Source organism: Microbacterium sp. NPDC058342 (assembly GCF_042723935.1).
In the GTDB taxonomy this organism is placed as follows: Bacteria; Actinomycetota; Actinomycetes; order Actinomycetales; family Microbacteriaceae; genus Microbacterium.
In genome coordinates this window covers 495,911-508,293 of record NZ_JBHXID010000002.1, presented here as the reverse complement: position 1 = coordinate 508,293, position 12,383 = coordinate 495,911, and the positions used below count along the sequence as shown (strand labels likewise).

Sequence of the window (12,383 nt, the reverse complement as noted above, 5' to 3'; positions counted from 1 at the left end):
GTGTCAGCCGAGCTCGGCGACGAAGGATGCCACGTGCTCGCGCAGACGCAGCATCCGCAGGTCTCGGGCGAGCTCTCGGTCGTAGCCCTCGTACGCCAGCGGCGGGAGCTTTCGCACGCTGGCCGAGCAGCCGAAGTTCGCGCAGATCAGCGTGCCGATCGTGTTGCCGTTGCGGCCGGCGGCGCCCGCCTTTCGCGCGGAGAAGAACTGCACGTCGTTGCGAAGCGTGACGTCATCGCACCACGAGCACTGGGCTCGGCGGGCGGTGCGCTGCTCCGCACGCTGCAGCAGGACGCCGACGGTCTCGTCGCCCACCTCGGCGACGACGTAGGAGCGGCGCGGCAGCTTCGGGTCCGTCCAGCCCAGGTAGTCCAGCTGCTCGAAGTCGAGTTCGGAGAAGTCCGGGGGCAGGGTGAGCGAAGAGGCCTCCTTGCGGGAGGCGTTGCGGAAAGAGGCGCGGATGGCGCGCTCGTCGATGGGACGCATGGAAGTGCTTTCTTGTTCGAGACCGCCTGTGCGGCGAGAGAGTGGAGGGTGGCATCACCTGGACTCAGATGCCAGGGTGCGACGATTCTCCGGTGACGGGAGTTCCGCCGCCGGATCGCTCTCAGCCTCTGCCGTCGGCGCGGTGCGCGCCGACGATCACCTCTCGCGCCCCGAGGGCGCACTCTGCGAAATGCACGTCCTCAAGTGTACGCCGCCGTGCTCCCGCTACTCTGAGAGCGAAGAGGGGGACTCCATGGCACAGAAGCCCGGAGCGGGGATGCCGCTGCGCGACCACCGCATCCACCGATACGTGAACGCGTTCTGCCCGACCTGTCACGAGGAGGACCCCGACCGGCCGCTCAGCGAGGTGCGCCGCCTGTCGGGATGGCTCGCCGACCGCGACGGCACGGTGTGGCTGGAGCGCGGATGCCCCGAGCACGGACTCATCTCCACGATGTACGACGAGAGCGCCGAGATCCTGCGGTACCTGGAGCAGTGGACCGCACCGACCAAGGTGCACACGCCTGACACGGCGGGCAACTTCAAGCCCGTGCCCCAGGCGTACGAGGACGGCCTGCCGGAGATGCAGACCCAGCACACCTGCATCCTGCTGGAGGACATCACCGACCACTGCAACCTGCGCTGCCCCACCTGCTTCGCCGAGTCGGGCCCGGCGGCCTCCGCCGTCGCCCCGCTGGCGGAGGTGCTCGCATCGGTCGATGCGAAGCTCAGCCGCGAGAACGACCGCATCGACGTGCTCATGCTCTCCGGCGGAGAGCCGACCCTGTACCCGTGGCTGGAGCAGCTGATCGAGCATCTGGTCGCGCGGCCGATCGTGCGCATCCTGCTGAACTCCAACGGACTGCGCATCGCCAACGACGACGAGTTCGTCGCATTCCTGCGCAAGCACCGCGAGCGGGTCGAGGTGTACCTGCAGTACGACGGCGAGGAGGCGGCGTCAGTCGCGTTCCACCGCGGGGCGGACATCCGCCGGTTCAAGGAGCGGGCACTGGAGCGACTGTCGGATGCCGGCGTCTTCACCACCCTGACGATGACCGCGGCCCTCGGCGTCAACGACCACGAGATCGGCAACGTCATCCGGCGAGCGCAGGCGACGCCGTACGTCGGCGGCGTGACGATCCAGCCGGTGTTCGGCTCCGGCCGCAACTCGGGGATCGACCCGCACGATCGGCTGACGCACACCGGCGTGCTCGCACGGATCGGACCGCAGACCGACGGCGAGATCACCTGGCAGGATCTGACCGCGCTGCCGTGCAGCCATCCGCACTGCTGCTCGGTCGGCTACTTCCTGAAGGACGACTCCGGGGACTGGAAGTCACTGGTGGGTCTGATCGGTCACGAGCGGCTCAAGGAATTCCTCGACCTGAACCCGGATCTCATCGCCAACCGCATCGCCGACTCGAACGTGAACAAGGCGATCCGGGATGTGGTGAAGAGCTCGCTGCTGGATCTGCTCAGCGAGCAGTCGTCGCTGTCGCATCCGTCGATGGGCGACATCTGGCGCGACATCTGCGTGAACTGCGACCTGGGCGTGGGCACGCTCGCGACGCTCGCCGCGTCGAAGCTCCCCGGCCAGCACAAGCGGATGCGGGCGATGCTCGCCGACCGGGTTCTGCGCATCACCGTGAAGCCCTTCATGGACATCAACACGATGATCGAGGAGCGGCTCACCCAGTGCTGCGTGCACGTGGCGACGGTGAACGAGACGACGAACGCGCACCAATGCGCGCCGTTCTGCGCGTTGCAGGCGTGGGCGCCGCTCAGCCGCACGCGCATCTCGACGGCGACCGGCCGGCCGGCGTCGACGAGCACGGAGGTGCGCGCGACGGGCACGCGGACCCGGCTTCCGGTGGTGTCGTCGTGACCGGCCACGGGCTCAACCAGTACGACGCCTCGGTGGGAGACCCGGCACCGGCGTTCGACCCCCTGCGGCTGTGCGTGTTCACCACGATCGCACTGATCTCGGCCGTGCTGGGTCCGATCGCGGTGCTCGTCTTCGCGATCATCGCGATCGCCGGCTATGCGAGGGCGCGGCGAGGCGGTCTGCTGCGCTCGCGCTGCAAGCTGGGCGACACCCGGCTCGTCCTCGCCTACCTGAGCGTGATCGCGGTGGCATCCGCTGTCGCGATCCCGTTCTGGGTGATGCTCTGGATGCGGATGCTGGGCGGCTGACATGTTCCCGACGCTGAGCGACCTGGTCCCGTGGCTGCCGCCGCTGGACACGCACTCGGTGCTGGTCGCGCTCGGGGTCGGTGCGGCGGGGGCCGTCTTCGTGGTCGAGAAGCGGCGTCGCGGCGTCAGGGACCATCGCATCGCCTACCTCGTGCTGGGCGCGCTGGTCGGCGCGGCCGTGCTGTCGCGCCTGGGCACGTGGGCGCAGCATCTCGACCCCTCGCAGAACCTGAGCCTGGTCGACCAGCTGCTGCGTGGCAACGCCTCGATGCTGTCGGCGCTGGTCGGCGCCTGGCTGGGCGTGCACGTCGCCAAGCGACTGTGCCGGTATCCCGGCCGCAGCGGGGACCTGTTCGCTCCCGCCGTCGCGCTCGCGATGGCGATCGGACGGGTCGGATGCCTGCTGACCGAGCAGCCGGGCACACCGACGGGAACGTCGTGGGGCATCGTGCTCGATGCGGATGCCGCCGCGCGCACCGGCTCGCCCGCCGGCGTGGCGCTTCACCCCAGTTTCGTCTACGAGATCGCCTTCCACCTGGCAGCGTTCGCCGTGCTCTGGTTCTGGCTGCGGCACCGGCCGATCGCCGCGGGCGAGACGCTGACGCTGTACATCGCCGCCTACGCCGTGTTCCGCTTCGCGGTCGAGTTCGTCCGCGGCAACGAGGTCGCCTGGATGGGCCTGACCCGCCCCCAGCTCTTCCTGCTGGTGACGATCCCGCTGCTGGCGGCCAGAATGATCTGGATGCTCAGAACCGGACGCTTCCGCGCCGACGACGACGCGGTGAACGAGAGGAGGGTGCGTGATGAACAGCACGCCTGACCAGCCCGTCCCGCCCCCGGAGGAGCCCGGTGGAGGCGCCACGACGCCCCCGGAACCGGTGACGCCTCCGGAGCCCGTTGCTCCGCCGGAAGCCGTGGCTCCACCGGAGAATCCGTATGCGGCCGGCCCGCCGCCGGGCCAGCCATACTCGGGTCAGCATCCGGGCCAGCCGTACCCCGGTCAGCCGCACCCGGGCCAGCCGTACCCCGGTCAGCCGCACCCGGGCCAGCCGCACCCCGGACAGGGCGGACAGCCGGGTCCGATGGGGTACGCGCCCGGTCCGTGGCAACAGCCGGCGCCGGCACGGCGGGGTCTGAGCTTCGGCGCCGGACTGGGCATCGGGCTGGGCATCGGCGTGGTCGCGCACACGATCGGCATCATGGTCATGTTCGCGACGCTGGCGGCCTTCAACGGCGACGGAGGCGTGATCGCCCTGCTCTGGCCCTTCCTGCTGATCGCCCTCGCTGCCGTGGTGATGATGTTCTTCCGTGCGACACGGTCCTATGCCACCGGCATCCTCATCATCGCTGCGGCGATGTGGCTGGTGGTCATCGGTCCGTGCGTGGCCCTGCTGGGCGGCTTCGGCTGAGCCACGAGACGCGCCCGCCCGCCGACCGGTGCGAGTAGGGTCGGCCTGTGACAACGTTCACCCCGCTCCAGCGACTGGTCGTCTCGGTGGCGATCCTCGCCTCTTTCGTGACCTTCCTCGACGGCACCGTGGTGAACGTCGCGCTGCCGGCGATCAGCCGTGAGCTCGGCGGCGGGATCGTGACCCAGCAGTGGGTCGTCGACGCCTACCTGATCACCCTGAGCGCGCTGATCCTGCTCGCCGGCTCCGTCTCGGACGCGTACGGGCGCGTGACCGTGATGCGGGTGGGGCTGATCGCGTTCGGCGCAGCATCCGTCGCGGTCGCGCTCGCGCCCGACCCGCTGGTGCTGATCATCGCCCGCGCCGCGCAGGGTGCTGCGGGCGCCCTGTTGGTGCCCAGCTCTCTCGCCCTGATCACCGCCACCATGCGCGGCGAGGTGCAGTCGCGCGCGATCGGCGTGTGGACGGCGTTCACGACGGGCGCGCAGCTGGTCGGTCCGCTCATGGGCGGCCTGTTCGTGGACCTGCTGTCGTGGCGGTTCGTGTTCCTCATCAACGTGCTGCCCATCGCGGTGAACCTGATCCTGCTGGCGCGGCTGCGCCTGCCGGAGCACCAGCGCACCGCACGGGTCGACTGGTGGAGTGGCGCCGTCTGCGCACTCGGACTCGGTGCGCTCGTGTTCGCGCTGATCGAGCAGGAGCGACTCGGCTGGGCCTCCCCCGCGATCTGGATTCCCGGCATCGCCGGCATCCTGCTCCTCGCACTGTTCCTGCTGCGCCAGCGCCGTTCGGCGGCGCCGCTCATGCCGCTGTCGCTGTTCCGGGTGCGCAACTTCGCGTGGGGCAACGTGTCGACGCTGTTCGTGTACGCGGCGCTGTCGCTGAACGGCTTCGTGATCGGCGTGTACCTGCAGCAGGGACCGGGGCTGAGCGCGACCGCCGCCGGCCTCGCGAGCCTGCCGATCACGCTCCTCATGATCCTGCTGAGCTCGCGGGCGGGTGCCTGGGCGGGGCGGCTCGGGCCACGCCTGTTCATGACCGCGGGCCCCCTCGTGATGGCGGCCGGAGCCCTCCTGCTGCTCACCGTCGCAGACCGCTTCGACTACTGGTGGCAGGTGCTGCCGGCCATGATCGTGCTCGGGCTCGGCCTGTCGCTGACCGTCGCTCCGCTGACCTCGGCGATCCTGGGCGCGATCGACGAGAACCGCAGCGGCATCGCCTCGGCGCTCAACAACGCCGTCTCGCGTGTGGCAGGACTGCTGGTGGTCGCACTGCTGTCCACGATCGTGGGCGGCGCGCTCGACCTCGAGGGCTTCCACAGCGCCGCCTGGGTCACCGCGACCCTGTTCGCGGTCGGCGGGCTCGTGTCGTGGCTCGGAATCCGGCGGGGTCCGGTGCAGGTGGACGACCCCGGTGTCGACGGCGATGCGCCGGCGGATGCCGGGCCGCGGCCCCGCTGAGCTGCCTGCCGCTCCGAAGTGAGCGGGCTTCTCAGGCCGGTCCTCCGACGAGATCCTGCGCGCCGATCACCGAGAGCATGTCGAGCGCGTCGGCGCTGTCCGTGCCGAGGGCCGGCGTGAACCACAGCAGACGCTGACGGCCGTCCTCGCTGAACAGGTTCAGGCAGTTGACCTCGATCGTGCCGAGCACCGGGTGGATCAGGCGCTTGCGGTCGTCGCGGCGGAACGCGACGTCATGCTGCGTCCAGAGGGTCGCGAACTCCGCCGAGGCGTCCAGCAGCTCCTCGATGATCGTCGCCGCCTCGCGGTCGTGATCGCCGCGGGCCGCCGCCGCGGCGCGCAGATCGGCGGTGAGGCTGCGCGACTGCGCCGCGTGGTCGGCCTCGGGGTACATGCGCCTGGCGTCCTCCTCGGTGAACCAGCGGCGGATGAAGCTGGCGCGCTCTCCCCGCAGACCCGACTGATCGCCCAGCAGCGCGACGGCGAGCGGGTTCTGCACGAGCGTGACGTGCAGGTCGGTGATCACCTGGGCGGGCGTCGACGGCAGCCGGCTGAGCAGATCGAGCATCCCCGGATGCACGTGGGCGGCGGGACCCGATTCGGCGGGCACCGGGCGGTCGGCGAGCCGGAACAGGTAGTCCCGCTCGTCCCGACTCAGGCGCAGCGCGCGGGCGAGCGCCACCAGCATCTGCTCCGAAGGCTGCGAGCCCGCTCCACGCTCGAGCTCGTTGTAGTAGTCGACGGAGGCACCCGCCAGCTGCGCGACCTCCTCGCGGCGCAGTCCCGACACCCGGCGGCGCGGCCCCGGGACGAACCCGACGTCCTCGGGACGGATGCGGGCGCGACGCGATCGCAGGAAGACGCCCAGTTCGCGATACCTCTCGAAGCTCATGCCATCAGTCTGCTCCTGCAGGGGCTGCCGGCCCAGGGGATGACATCCCCTGGATGAGCTCGCCCGGCGAGGTCAGCATGGTGGACATGACAAGCACGCACATGAACGCAGCATCCGGGGCCCGCCGGGTCGCCATCGTGACGGGCGGCTCGAGGGGCATCGGCCGCGCCGTCTCCGAGAAGCTCGCATCCGGCGGACTCGACGTCGTCGTGAACTACGCCGGTGACGTCGCCGCCGCCGAGGGCGCCGTCGAGTCGATCACGGCCGCCGGTGGCTCCGCGATCGCCGTGCAGGCCGATGTGGCGGACGAGCAGGCGGTCGCCGCCGTCTTCGATCGTGCCGCCGACGAGTTCGGAGGCGTCGACGTGGTCGTCAATGCGGCCGGCCGCATGACGCTGTCGCCGATCGCCGACCTCGATCTCAGCGCGCTCGACCGGCTGCATCGCACGAACATCCGCGGCACTTTCGTCGTCGCCCAGCAGGCGGCGCGGCGGCTGCGCGACGGCGGGTCCTTCGTCGGGTTCTCCACGACCGTGGTGGCGACGCAGTTCCCCGGCTACGGCGCCTACGTCGCCAGCAAGGCCGCTGTGGAGGGCATCACGATGATCCTCGCCCGAGAACTGCGCGGTCGCGACATCACGGTCAACACCGTCGCCCCGGGCCCGACCGCGACCGACCTTTTCCTCGACGGCAAGACACCCGAGCAGATCGACGCACTCGCCAAGACGCCGCCGCTGGAGCGCCTCGGCACTCCCGCGGACATCGCGGAGGTCGTGGCCTTCATCACCAGCTCGGCCGGCCACTGGGTGAACGGACAGATCCTGCGCGCGAACGGCGGGATGGCCTGAAGACGTCGCGGAGGTCCGGGCGCGGCTACGCTCCCGCAGCTCCGGGCCGCCCGGCGTCCCGGCGCCAGGTCGTCATGCCCTTCGCCCTGCCCTGCTCGGCGGTGAGGCCGGCGAGCTCGAGCTTGCGGAGCACGTGCCGCGGCAGGGGCGGCAGCGCGGCCGCAGCATCCTTGCCGGTGCGCGCCAGTCCCGCGATCAGGGAGATCTGCACCTCAGCGGTGCGCACCTCGACGTGCGCTTCCTCGCTGTCGGTGCGCCAGCGCAGCAGAGTGACGTCGGCGAGCGACAGGTCGTACCTCTCGTCGCCCGAGGCGACCAGCATCCGCCCGCCGTCGAACCGGACGAATGCGTCGATCGTCCCGCGGCGGTAGAAGGCCGTGAGGGCGAAGTACGCGGGCAGGCCGAGCACGGCGCCCGCGAGGATGATGGTCATCTTCGGGCCGACCACATAGGCGTCGAAGGCGATCAGCAGGGTCAGGAGCACGCCGCCGAGCACGGCGACGATCACGACGACCGCGATGCGCAGGTGGCGGAGGGGCATGCGCACGGCGGGGAACCTCACCACCGAGCCGTCGCCCTCACGGGTCCATTCGGGAACCCGCTTCGGCCGCGCGGGTCGCCGCACCGCCTCGGACGCCCGCCCGATCAGGGCCAGCCAGACCCATCCGGCGGCCGGGATGGCCGCCATCTGGAGCAGGAAGAGCGCTGCGCGCGCCCGATCGGGGAGCGCCTCTGTCGCGGCCCCGCCGCCGGAGGTCGCCCAGGTCAGGACCACGCCGAACGCCACGGCGGCACTCACGTGCACCGCCAGACCGAGACGCGGACCGAGCCGCAAGGTCAGGTTGACCAACGACAGACCGAGCGCCCAGCCGCCGACGAGCGTCAGCAGGTACGGCAGCAGATCCAGGCCGGCCTCCGACAGGTACCACGGCAGCGCGATCCCCAGCAGCACCACGCCCCAGAGCCAGGCACTGCTCCAGGGTCGCCAGGACCGCGCACGCAGCGGCGCACCGGCTCCCGGCACCTCGGCCGTCTCCCGCATCCTCCAGCCACCCCCATCGCAGGTTCCGCTGCTCAGCCTATGGCGCGCCGCCGTGCCACATCGACGGTGAGCGCGCAACCGGGTCCGCTGAACAGCCGACGTTGTCTAGTCTGACGATGTCATGATGCGCCGAGCACCGAGGAGAGCGAATGTCCCGCAATGTGAGGATGATGCGCTGTACACCCGAAGCGGTCTTCGAGGTGCTGGGTGACGGCTGGCTGTATCCGTCGTGGGTGGTGGGCGCCTCGCGCATGCGGCAGGTCGATCACCGGTGGCCTGCGGACGGCGCCGAGCTGCACCATTCGTTCGGCGTCTGGCCGATGCTGATCAACGACAGGACCGTCGTGGAGCAGCTGATCCCGGGGCGCTCGATGGTCATGCGCGCCCGCGGCTGGCCCGTGGGCGAGGCGCGCGTCACGATCGACGTGAAGCGACGCGGCGACGGATGCGTCGTGCGCATCCAGGAGGAGGCGAGCGCGGGCCCCGCGCTCCTGGTCCCGCGCATCATCATGGACGCACTGCTCCGCTGGCGCAACGCCGAGACTCTGCATCGCCTGGCCTACCTCGCCGAGGGACGACCCGCCGTCCGCGCGCAGGACACCACCGCGGAGCGCGAGATGGACGGCACCGGCGAAGACGGGCATCCGTCGGACGACGCGAAGGCCCCGCTGTCGTGACGCCGCGCCGAAGCGCAGACCTGGACGCCGTTGTCGTCGGCGCCGGCCCCAACGGGCTCGCCGCCGCCGTGACCCTCGCGCGGGCAGGACTGCGGGTGCGCGTGTACGAACGAGCCGATCAGTCGGGCGGCGGAGCATCCACGCGGGAGCTGACACTGCCGGGCTTCCTGCACGACGTCTGCTCGGCCGTGCACCCGATGGCGCTGGAGTCGCGCTTCTTCCGCGAGTTCGGGCTTCGAGACCGCGTCGAGTTCGCGATCCCCGAGGTGTCGTTCGCGCATCCGCTCGACGGGGGCAGGGCGGGAGTCGCCTACCGCGACCTCGCCCGTACGCGGGACGAGCTCGGCGTCGACGGCCCCGCCTACGAGCAGCTGATGCGCCCGCTCGTCGATCGATCGACGCAGGTGGCGGAGTTCACCGGGGCATCCCTGCTGCGCATCCCCCCTCACCCGGTCCTCGCCGTCGGGTTCGGGCTGAGGTCGCTGGAGCAGGGCACCATCGCCTGGAACGCGCGCTTCCGCGGGGAGGAGGCGCCAGCGATGCTCACCGGCGTCGCCGCGCACACGATCCTTCCGCAGCCGAGTATCGCCGGGGCTGGTGCCGGCCTGTCCCTCACCGCCTACGCGCACGCCCGCGGGTGGCCGATCCCCGTCGGCGGCAGCCAGGCGATCATCGACGAGATGGTGCGGGACCTGCTGGCGCACGGCGGCGAGATCGTCCTCGACCATGAAGTCACCCGGCTGGATGCCCTTCCCCGCGCGACCGTCACGCTCCTCGATGTCACACCGGACGCCTTCATCCGTCTCGCAGGCACCGCGATGCCGGCGCGCTACCGACGCGCACTGCAGCGGTTCCGGTACGGCGACGGCGTGGCGAAGGTCGACTTCGCGATCAGCGAGCCCGTGCCGTGGGCCCACCCCGAGCTACGCCGCGCCGGCACCGTGCACGTCGGGGGCACGCGTGCGGAGGTAGCGGATGCCGAGAACCAGGTGCACCGCGGTCGGCTTCCCGAGCGGCCCTACGTGCTCGTCTCGCAGCCGTCGCTGTTCGACGAGACCCGCGCGCCCGCCGGGAAGCACACGCTGTGGACGTACACGCACGTGCCGGCGCGAAGCACCGCCGACCGGCGCGAGGCGGTGATCGACCAGATCGAGCGCTTCGCGCCCGGGTTCCGTGACACCATCCTCGGGGTCAGCTCGCGCAGCGCACGAGAGGTCGAGCAGCACAACCCCAACTACCCCGGCGGCGACATCGCAGCCGGAGCACCCGACCTGTGGCAGCTGATCAGCCGCCCCGTGCTCAGCCCCGACCCCTGGCGCACGCCCATCCCCGGCGTCTACCTGGTGTCGGCCTCGACCGCTCCCGGCCCGGGCGTGACGGGCATGCCGGGCTGGTTCGGCGCCCTGAGCGCCCTGCGCAACGACTTTGGCACCCGGACGCTGCCCGACCTGTCACCGCATCCCTGAACCGGCGAGCCGACGCGCTGTCAAGGGGGCAGATCCGATGCTCTCCGCGTCGTACCGTCGCCTGCATGGGCACTCGACGCGACGCGTCCGGCGGTCGCACCCGTCAGGCCGACCATACCGGTGACACCAGGCGCGCGGGCCCGCCCGTCGTGGTCGTGACCGGCGCGTCCAGCGGGATCGGACGGGAGACAGCCCGCCGGTTCGCACGCAGAGGATCACGGCTGGTGCTCGCCTCGCGAAGCCGCCCCGCGCTCGAGACGGTTGCCCGCGAGTGCCGTGCCGCGGGCGCCGAGGTGCTCGTCGTGCCCACGGACGTCTCCGACGAGCGGTCCGTCGACGCTCTTGCCGCAGCGGCCGTCGCGGAGTTCGGCGGAATCGACGTGTGGGTGGGCAACGCGGGCGTGTTCGCCTACGGCGCCTTCGAGGATCTTCCGTCGGAGGTCTTCCGGCAGGTCGTCGAGACCGACCTCATGGGCCAGGTGCACGGCGCGCGTGCCGCCCTTCGCCACTTTCGCCCTCAGGGCCACGGCACGCTCGTCCTCATCGGATCGCTGTACGCGCAGGTCGGGTCGCCGGCGATATCCCCGTATGCCACGAGCAAGTTCGGTCTGCGCGGATTCGCCGAGTGCCTGCGGGCCGAGCTGCGGGGCAGCGGCATCCGCGTGCGCCTGGTCCTGCCGAGCACGATCGATACCCCGATCTACCGGAACGCGGCCAACTTCACGGGCAGACGTGTGCGACCCCTGCCGCCTGTGACGTCTCCTCAGCGCGTCGCGCGCGCGATCCTGCGAGCGCCGCGGAGCCATCGCTTCGCCATACCCGTGGGCCGCATTCAGACCGCGGTGCGTCCCGTGCACGACCTTGCGCCACCGGTGTACGACGCCGTGGCGGCGTGGTTGATGGACCATGTGGAGCTTCACGGTCGGGGTCCCGCTGCCGATCCCGGGACGGTCATCACCGCGCCGCGAGCGGCAGGTGCCGTCACCGGCGGCTGGCGGTCACCCGGCCTGCGCCTCGCGATCGGCGCGATCGCGGCGGCGGCCGGCGGCCTGCTGCTCAGCCGGCGGATGCGGGAGGCGAACCGACGCACGTGAGGCGCGGCGATGTCCGGGCGCGTGGCGCCGTGGTCGCAGGTCAGCCCCCCGCACGTCCCGCCACGCCCGCGGCGGCGAGCGCCGCGTCGACGTGCAGCGCGGTCGTGGGAAAGACGGGCACCGGGACGTCGCCTGCCGAGATCAGCAGCTCGATCTCCGTGCATCCGAGGATGATCCCTTCAGCCCCCTGGGCGACGAGACGCTCGATCACCTCGCGGTAGAAGGCCCGCGACTCGCCGTTGACGATGCCGTGCACGAGCTCGTCGTAGATCACCGTGTGCACGCCGGCGCGGTCCTCGGCCCCGGGAACGAGCACCTCGATCCCGTGCGCCTCCAGGCGCTCGCGGTAGAAGGGGCGCTCCATCGTGAAGGCTGTGCCGAGCAGACCCACCCTGCGCACGCCGGCGCGGGTCACCGCCTCGGCCGTCGTCTCGGCGATGTGCAGGAACGGGATGCCGATGGCGTGCTCGATCCGGTCGGCGACCAGATGCATGGTGTTGGTGCAGAGCACGATCAGCTCCGCCCCCGCCCTCTCCAGGCGGACGGCGTGATCCGCGAGCAGGGTGCCGGCCGCATCCCAGTCATCGGCCGCCTGAAGCGCCTCGATCTCGGCGAAGTCGAGGGAGTCGAGGAGGATGCGCGCCGACCGGTGCCCGCCCCGTCTCTCCTGCACGCGCCGGTTCGCGAGCCGATACCACTCGAGCGACGACTCCCAGCTCATGCCGCCCAGCACCCCGATGGTCTTCATCGCATCCTCCCTCGCACGTGAAGGCACTCGGCATCCACGGTGTTCAGCAGGATACGCGGCGGGGCTGC

The 12,383-nt window shown here is 71.2% G+C and carries 13 protein-coding genes; 9 read left to right on the top strand and 4 right to left on the bottom strand.

The genetic code is table 11. The features are described from left to right. Nucleotides 1–3: 3 nt before the first annotated feature. A complete protein-coding gene (locus tag ACFWHT_RS12270) occupies nt 4–486 on the bottom strand; it encodes an FBP domain-containing protein (RefSeq protein WP_378828884.1) in 483 nt (160 codons plus the stop codon). Nucleotides 487–739: 253 nt separating this feature from the next. Here ACFWHT_RS12270 and ACFWHT_RS12265 point away from each other — a divergent pair, with 253 nt between their 5' ends. The 5 genes from ACFWHT_RS12265 to ACFWHT_RS12245 are packed head-to-tail and all read left to right on the top strand — an operon-like array spanning nt 740 to nt 5,548. Next, nucleotides 740–2,371: a radical SAM protein gene (locus ACFWHT_RS12265; protein WP_378828881.1), complete on the top strand. Its 1,632-nt coding sequence runs from the start codon at nt 740–742 to the stop codon at nt 2,369–2,371. Beyond that, nucleotides 2,368–2,679 (top strand): hypothetical protein, encoded by a 312-nt coding sequence (locus ACFWHT_RS12260; protein WP_378828879.1) that lies wholly within the window; start codon nt 2,368–2,370, stop codon nt 2,677–2,679. The genes ACFWHT_RS12265 and ACFWHT_RS12260 overlap by 4 nt, the downstream gene beginning before the upstream one ends. Nucleotide 2,680: 1 nt before the next feature. Then, entirely contained in the window at nt 2,681–3,499 is an 819-nt protein-coding gene (locus ACFWHT_RS12255; protein WP_378828877.1) for a prolipoprotein diacylglyceryl transferase, read from the top strand. After that, nucleotides 3,483–4,088 (top strand): hypothetical protein, encoded by a 606-nt coding sequence (locus ACFWHT_RS12250; RefSeq protein ID WP_378828875.1) that lies wholly within the window; start codon nt 3,483–3,485, stop codon nt 4,086–4,088. Before ACFWHT_RS12255 ends, ACFWHT_RS12250 begins: the two co-directional genes overlap by 17 nt. A 47-nt stretch (nt 4,089–4,135) precedes the next feature. After that, the gene (locus ACFWHT_RS12245) at nt 4,136–5,548 is read left to right on the top strand and encodes an MFS transporter (protein WP_378828874.1); all 1,413 of its coding nucleotides are present in this window, start codon (nt 4,136–4,138) and stop codon (nt 5,546–5,548) included. A 31-nt stretch (nt 5,549–5,579) separates the two neighbouring features. Here ACFWHT_RS12245 and ACFWHT_RS12240 read toward each other — a convergent pair whose 3' ends face one another. Continuing rightward, a complete protein-coding gene (locus ACFWHT_RS12240; protein WP_378828872.1) occupies nt 5,580–6,440 on the bottom strand; it encodes a helix-turn-helix transcriptional regulator in 861 nt (286 codons plus the stop codon). A gap of 86 nt (nt 6,441–6,526) precedes the next feature. Here ACFWHT_RS12240 and ACFWHT_RS12235 point away from each other — a divergent pair, with 86 nt between their 5' ends. Next, nucleotides 6,527–7,288: an SDR family oxidoreductase gene (locus ACFWHT_RS12235; protein WP_378828870.1), complete on the top strand. Its 762-nt coding sequence runs from the start codon at nt 6,527–6,529 to the stop codon at nt 7,286–7,288. Between the two features lie 25 nt (nt 7,289–7,313). On the opposite strand, the gene ACFWHT_RS12230 is transcribed toward ACFWHT_RS12235, so the two are convergent. After that, on the bottom strand, nt 7,314–8,330 hold the full coding sequence (locus tag ACFWHT_RS12230) for a hypothetical protein (RefSeq protein ID WP_378828868.1): 1,017 nt from the start codon (nt 8,328–8,330) through the stop codon (nt 7,314–7,316). Between the two features lie 149 nt (nt 8,331–8,479). On the opposite strand from ACFWHT_RS12230, the gene ACFWHT_RS12225 reads away from it, so the two are divergent. From ACFWHT_RS12225 to ACFWHT_RS12215, 3 genes are all read left to right on the top strand, one after another. Further along, nucleotides 8,480–9,007, top strand: a complete 528-nt coding sequence (locus tag ACFWHT_RS12225; RefSeq protein WP_378828866.1) for an SRPBCC family protein — start codon at nt 8,480–8,482, stop codon at nt 9,005–9,007. Then, entirely contained in the window at nt 9,004–10,473 is a 1,470-nt protein-coding gene (locus ACFWHT_RS12220; protein WP_378828864.1) for a phytoene desaturase family protein, read from the top strand. The genes ACFWHT_RS12225 and ACFWHT_RS12220 overlap by 4 nt, the downstream gene beginning before the upstream one ends. A gap of 65 nt (nt 10,474–10,538) precedes the next feature. Continuing rightward, a complete protein-coding gene (locus ACFWHT_RS12215) occupies nt 10,539–11,567 on the top strand; it encodes an SDR family NAD(P)-dependent oxidoreductase (protein WP_378828862.1) in 1,029 nt (342 codons plus the stop codon). 40 nt (nt 11,568–11,607) lie between these two features. On the opposite strand, the gene ACFWHT_RS12210 is transcribed toward ACFWHT_RS12215, so the two are convergent. Continuing rightward, on the bottom strand, nt 11,608–12,315 hold the full coding sequence (locus ACFWHT_RS12210) for an aspartate/glutamate racemase family protein (RefSeq protein ID WP_378828859.1): 708 nt from the start codon (nt 12,313–12,315) through the stop codon (nt 11,608–11,610). Nucleotides 12,316–12,383 lie beyond the last annotated feature (68 nt).

Excerpts from the sequence above, each read along its gene's own strand:
- ACFWHT_RS12270 (WP_378828884.1), bottom strand. The coding sequence starts at position 486 with ATGCGTCCCATCGACGAGCGCGCCATCCGCGCCTCTTTCCGCAACGCC.
- ACFWHT_RS12265 (WP_378828881.1), top strand. The coding sequence starts at position 740 with ATGGCACAGAAGCCCGGAGCGGGGATGCCGCTGCGCGACCACCGCATC.
- ACFWHT_RS12255 (WP_378828877.1), top strand. The coding sequence starts at position 2,681 with ATGTTCCCGACGCTGAGCGACCTGGTCCCGTGGCTGCCGCCGCTGGAC.
- ACFWHT_RS12250 (WP_378828875.1), top strand. The coding sequence starts at position 3,483 with ATGAACAGCACGCCTGACCAGCCCGTCCCGCCCCCGGAGGAGCCCGGT.
- ACFWHT_RS12240 (WP_378828872.1), bottom strand. The coding sequence starts at position 6,440 with ATGAGCTTCGAGAGGTATCGCGAACTGGGCGTCTTCCTGCGATCGCGT.
- ACFWHT_RS12235 (WP_378828870.1), top strand. The coding sequence starts at position 6,527 with ATGACAAGCACGCACATGAACGCAGCATCCGGGGCCCGCCGGGTCGCC.
- ACFWHT_RS12230 (WP_378828868.1), bottom strand. The coding sequence starts at position 8,330 with ATGCGGGAGACGGCCGAGGTGCCGGGAGCCGGTGCGCCGCTGCGTGCG.
- ACFWHT_RS12225 (WP_378828866.1), top strand. The coding sequence starts at position 8,480 with ATGTCCCGCAATGTGAGGATGATGCGCTGTACACCCGAAGCGGTCTTC.
- ACFWHT_RS12215 (WP_378828862.1), top strand. The coding sequence starts at position 10,539 with ATGGGCACTCGACGCGACGCGTCCGGCGGTCGCACCCGTCAGGCCGAC.
- ACFWHT_RS12210 (WP_378828859.1), bottom strand. The coding sequence starts at position 12,315 with ATGAAGACCATCGGGGTGCTGGGCGGCATGAGCTGGGAGTCGTCGCTC.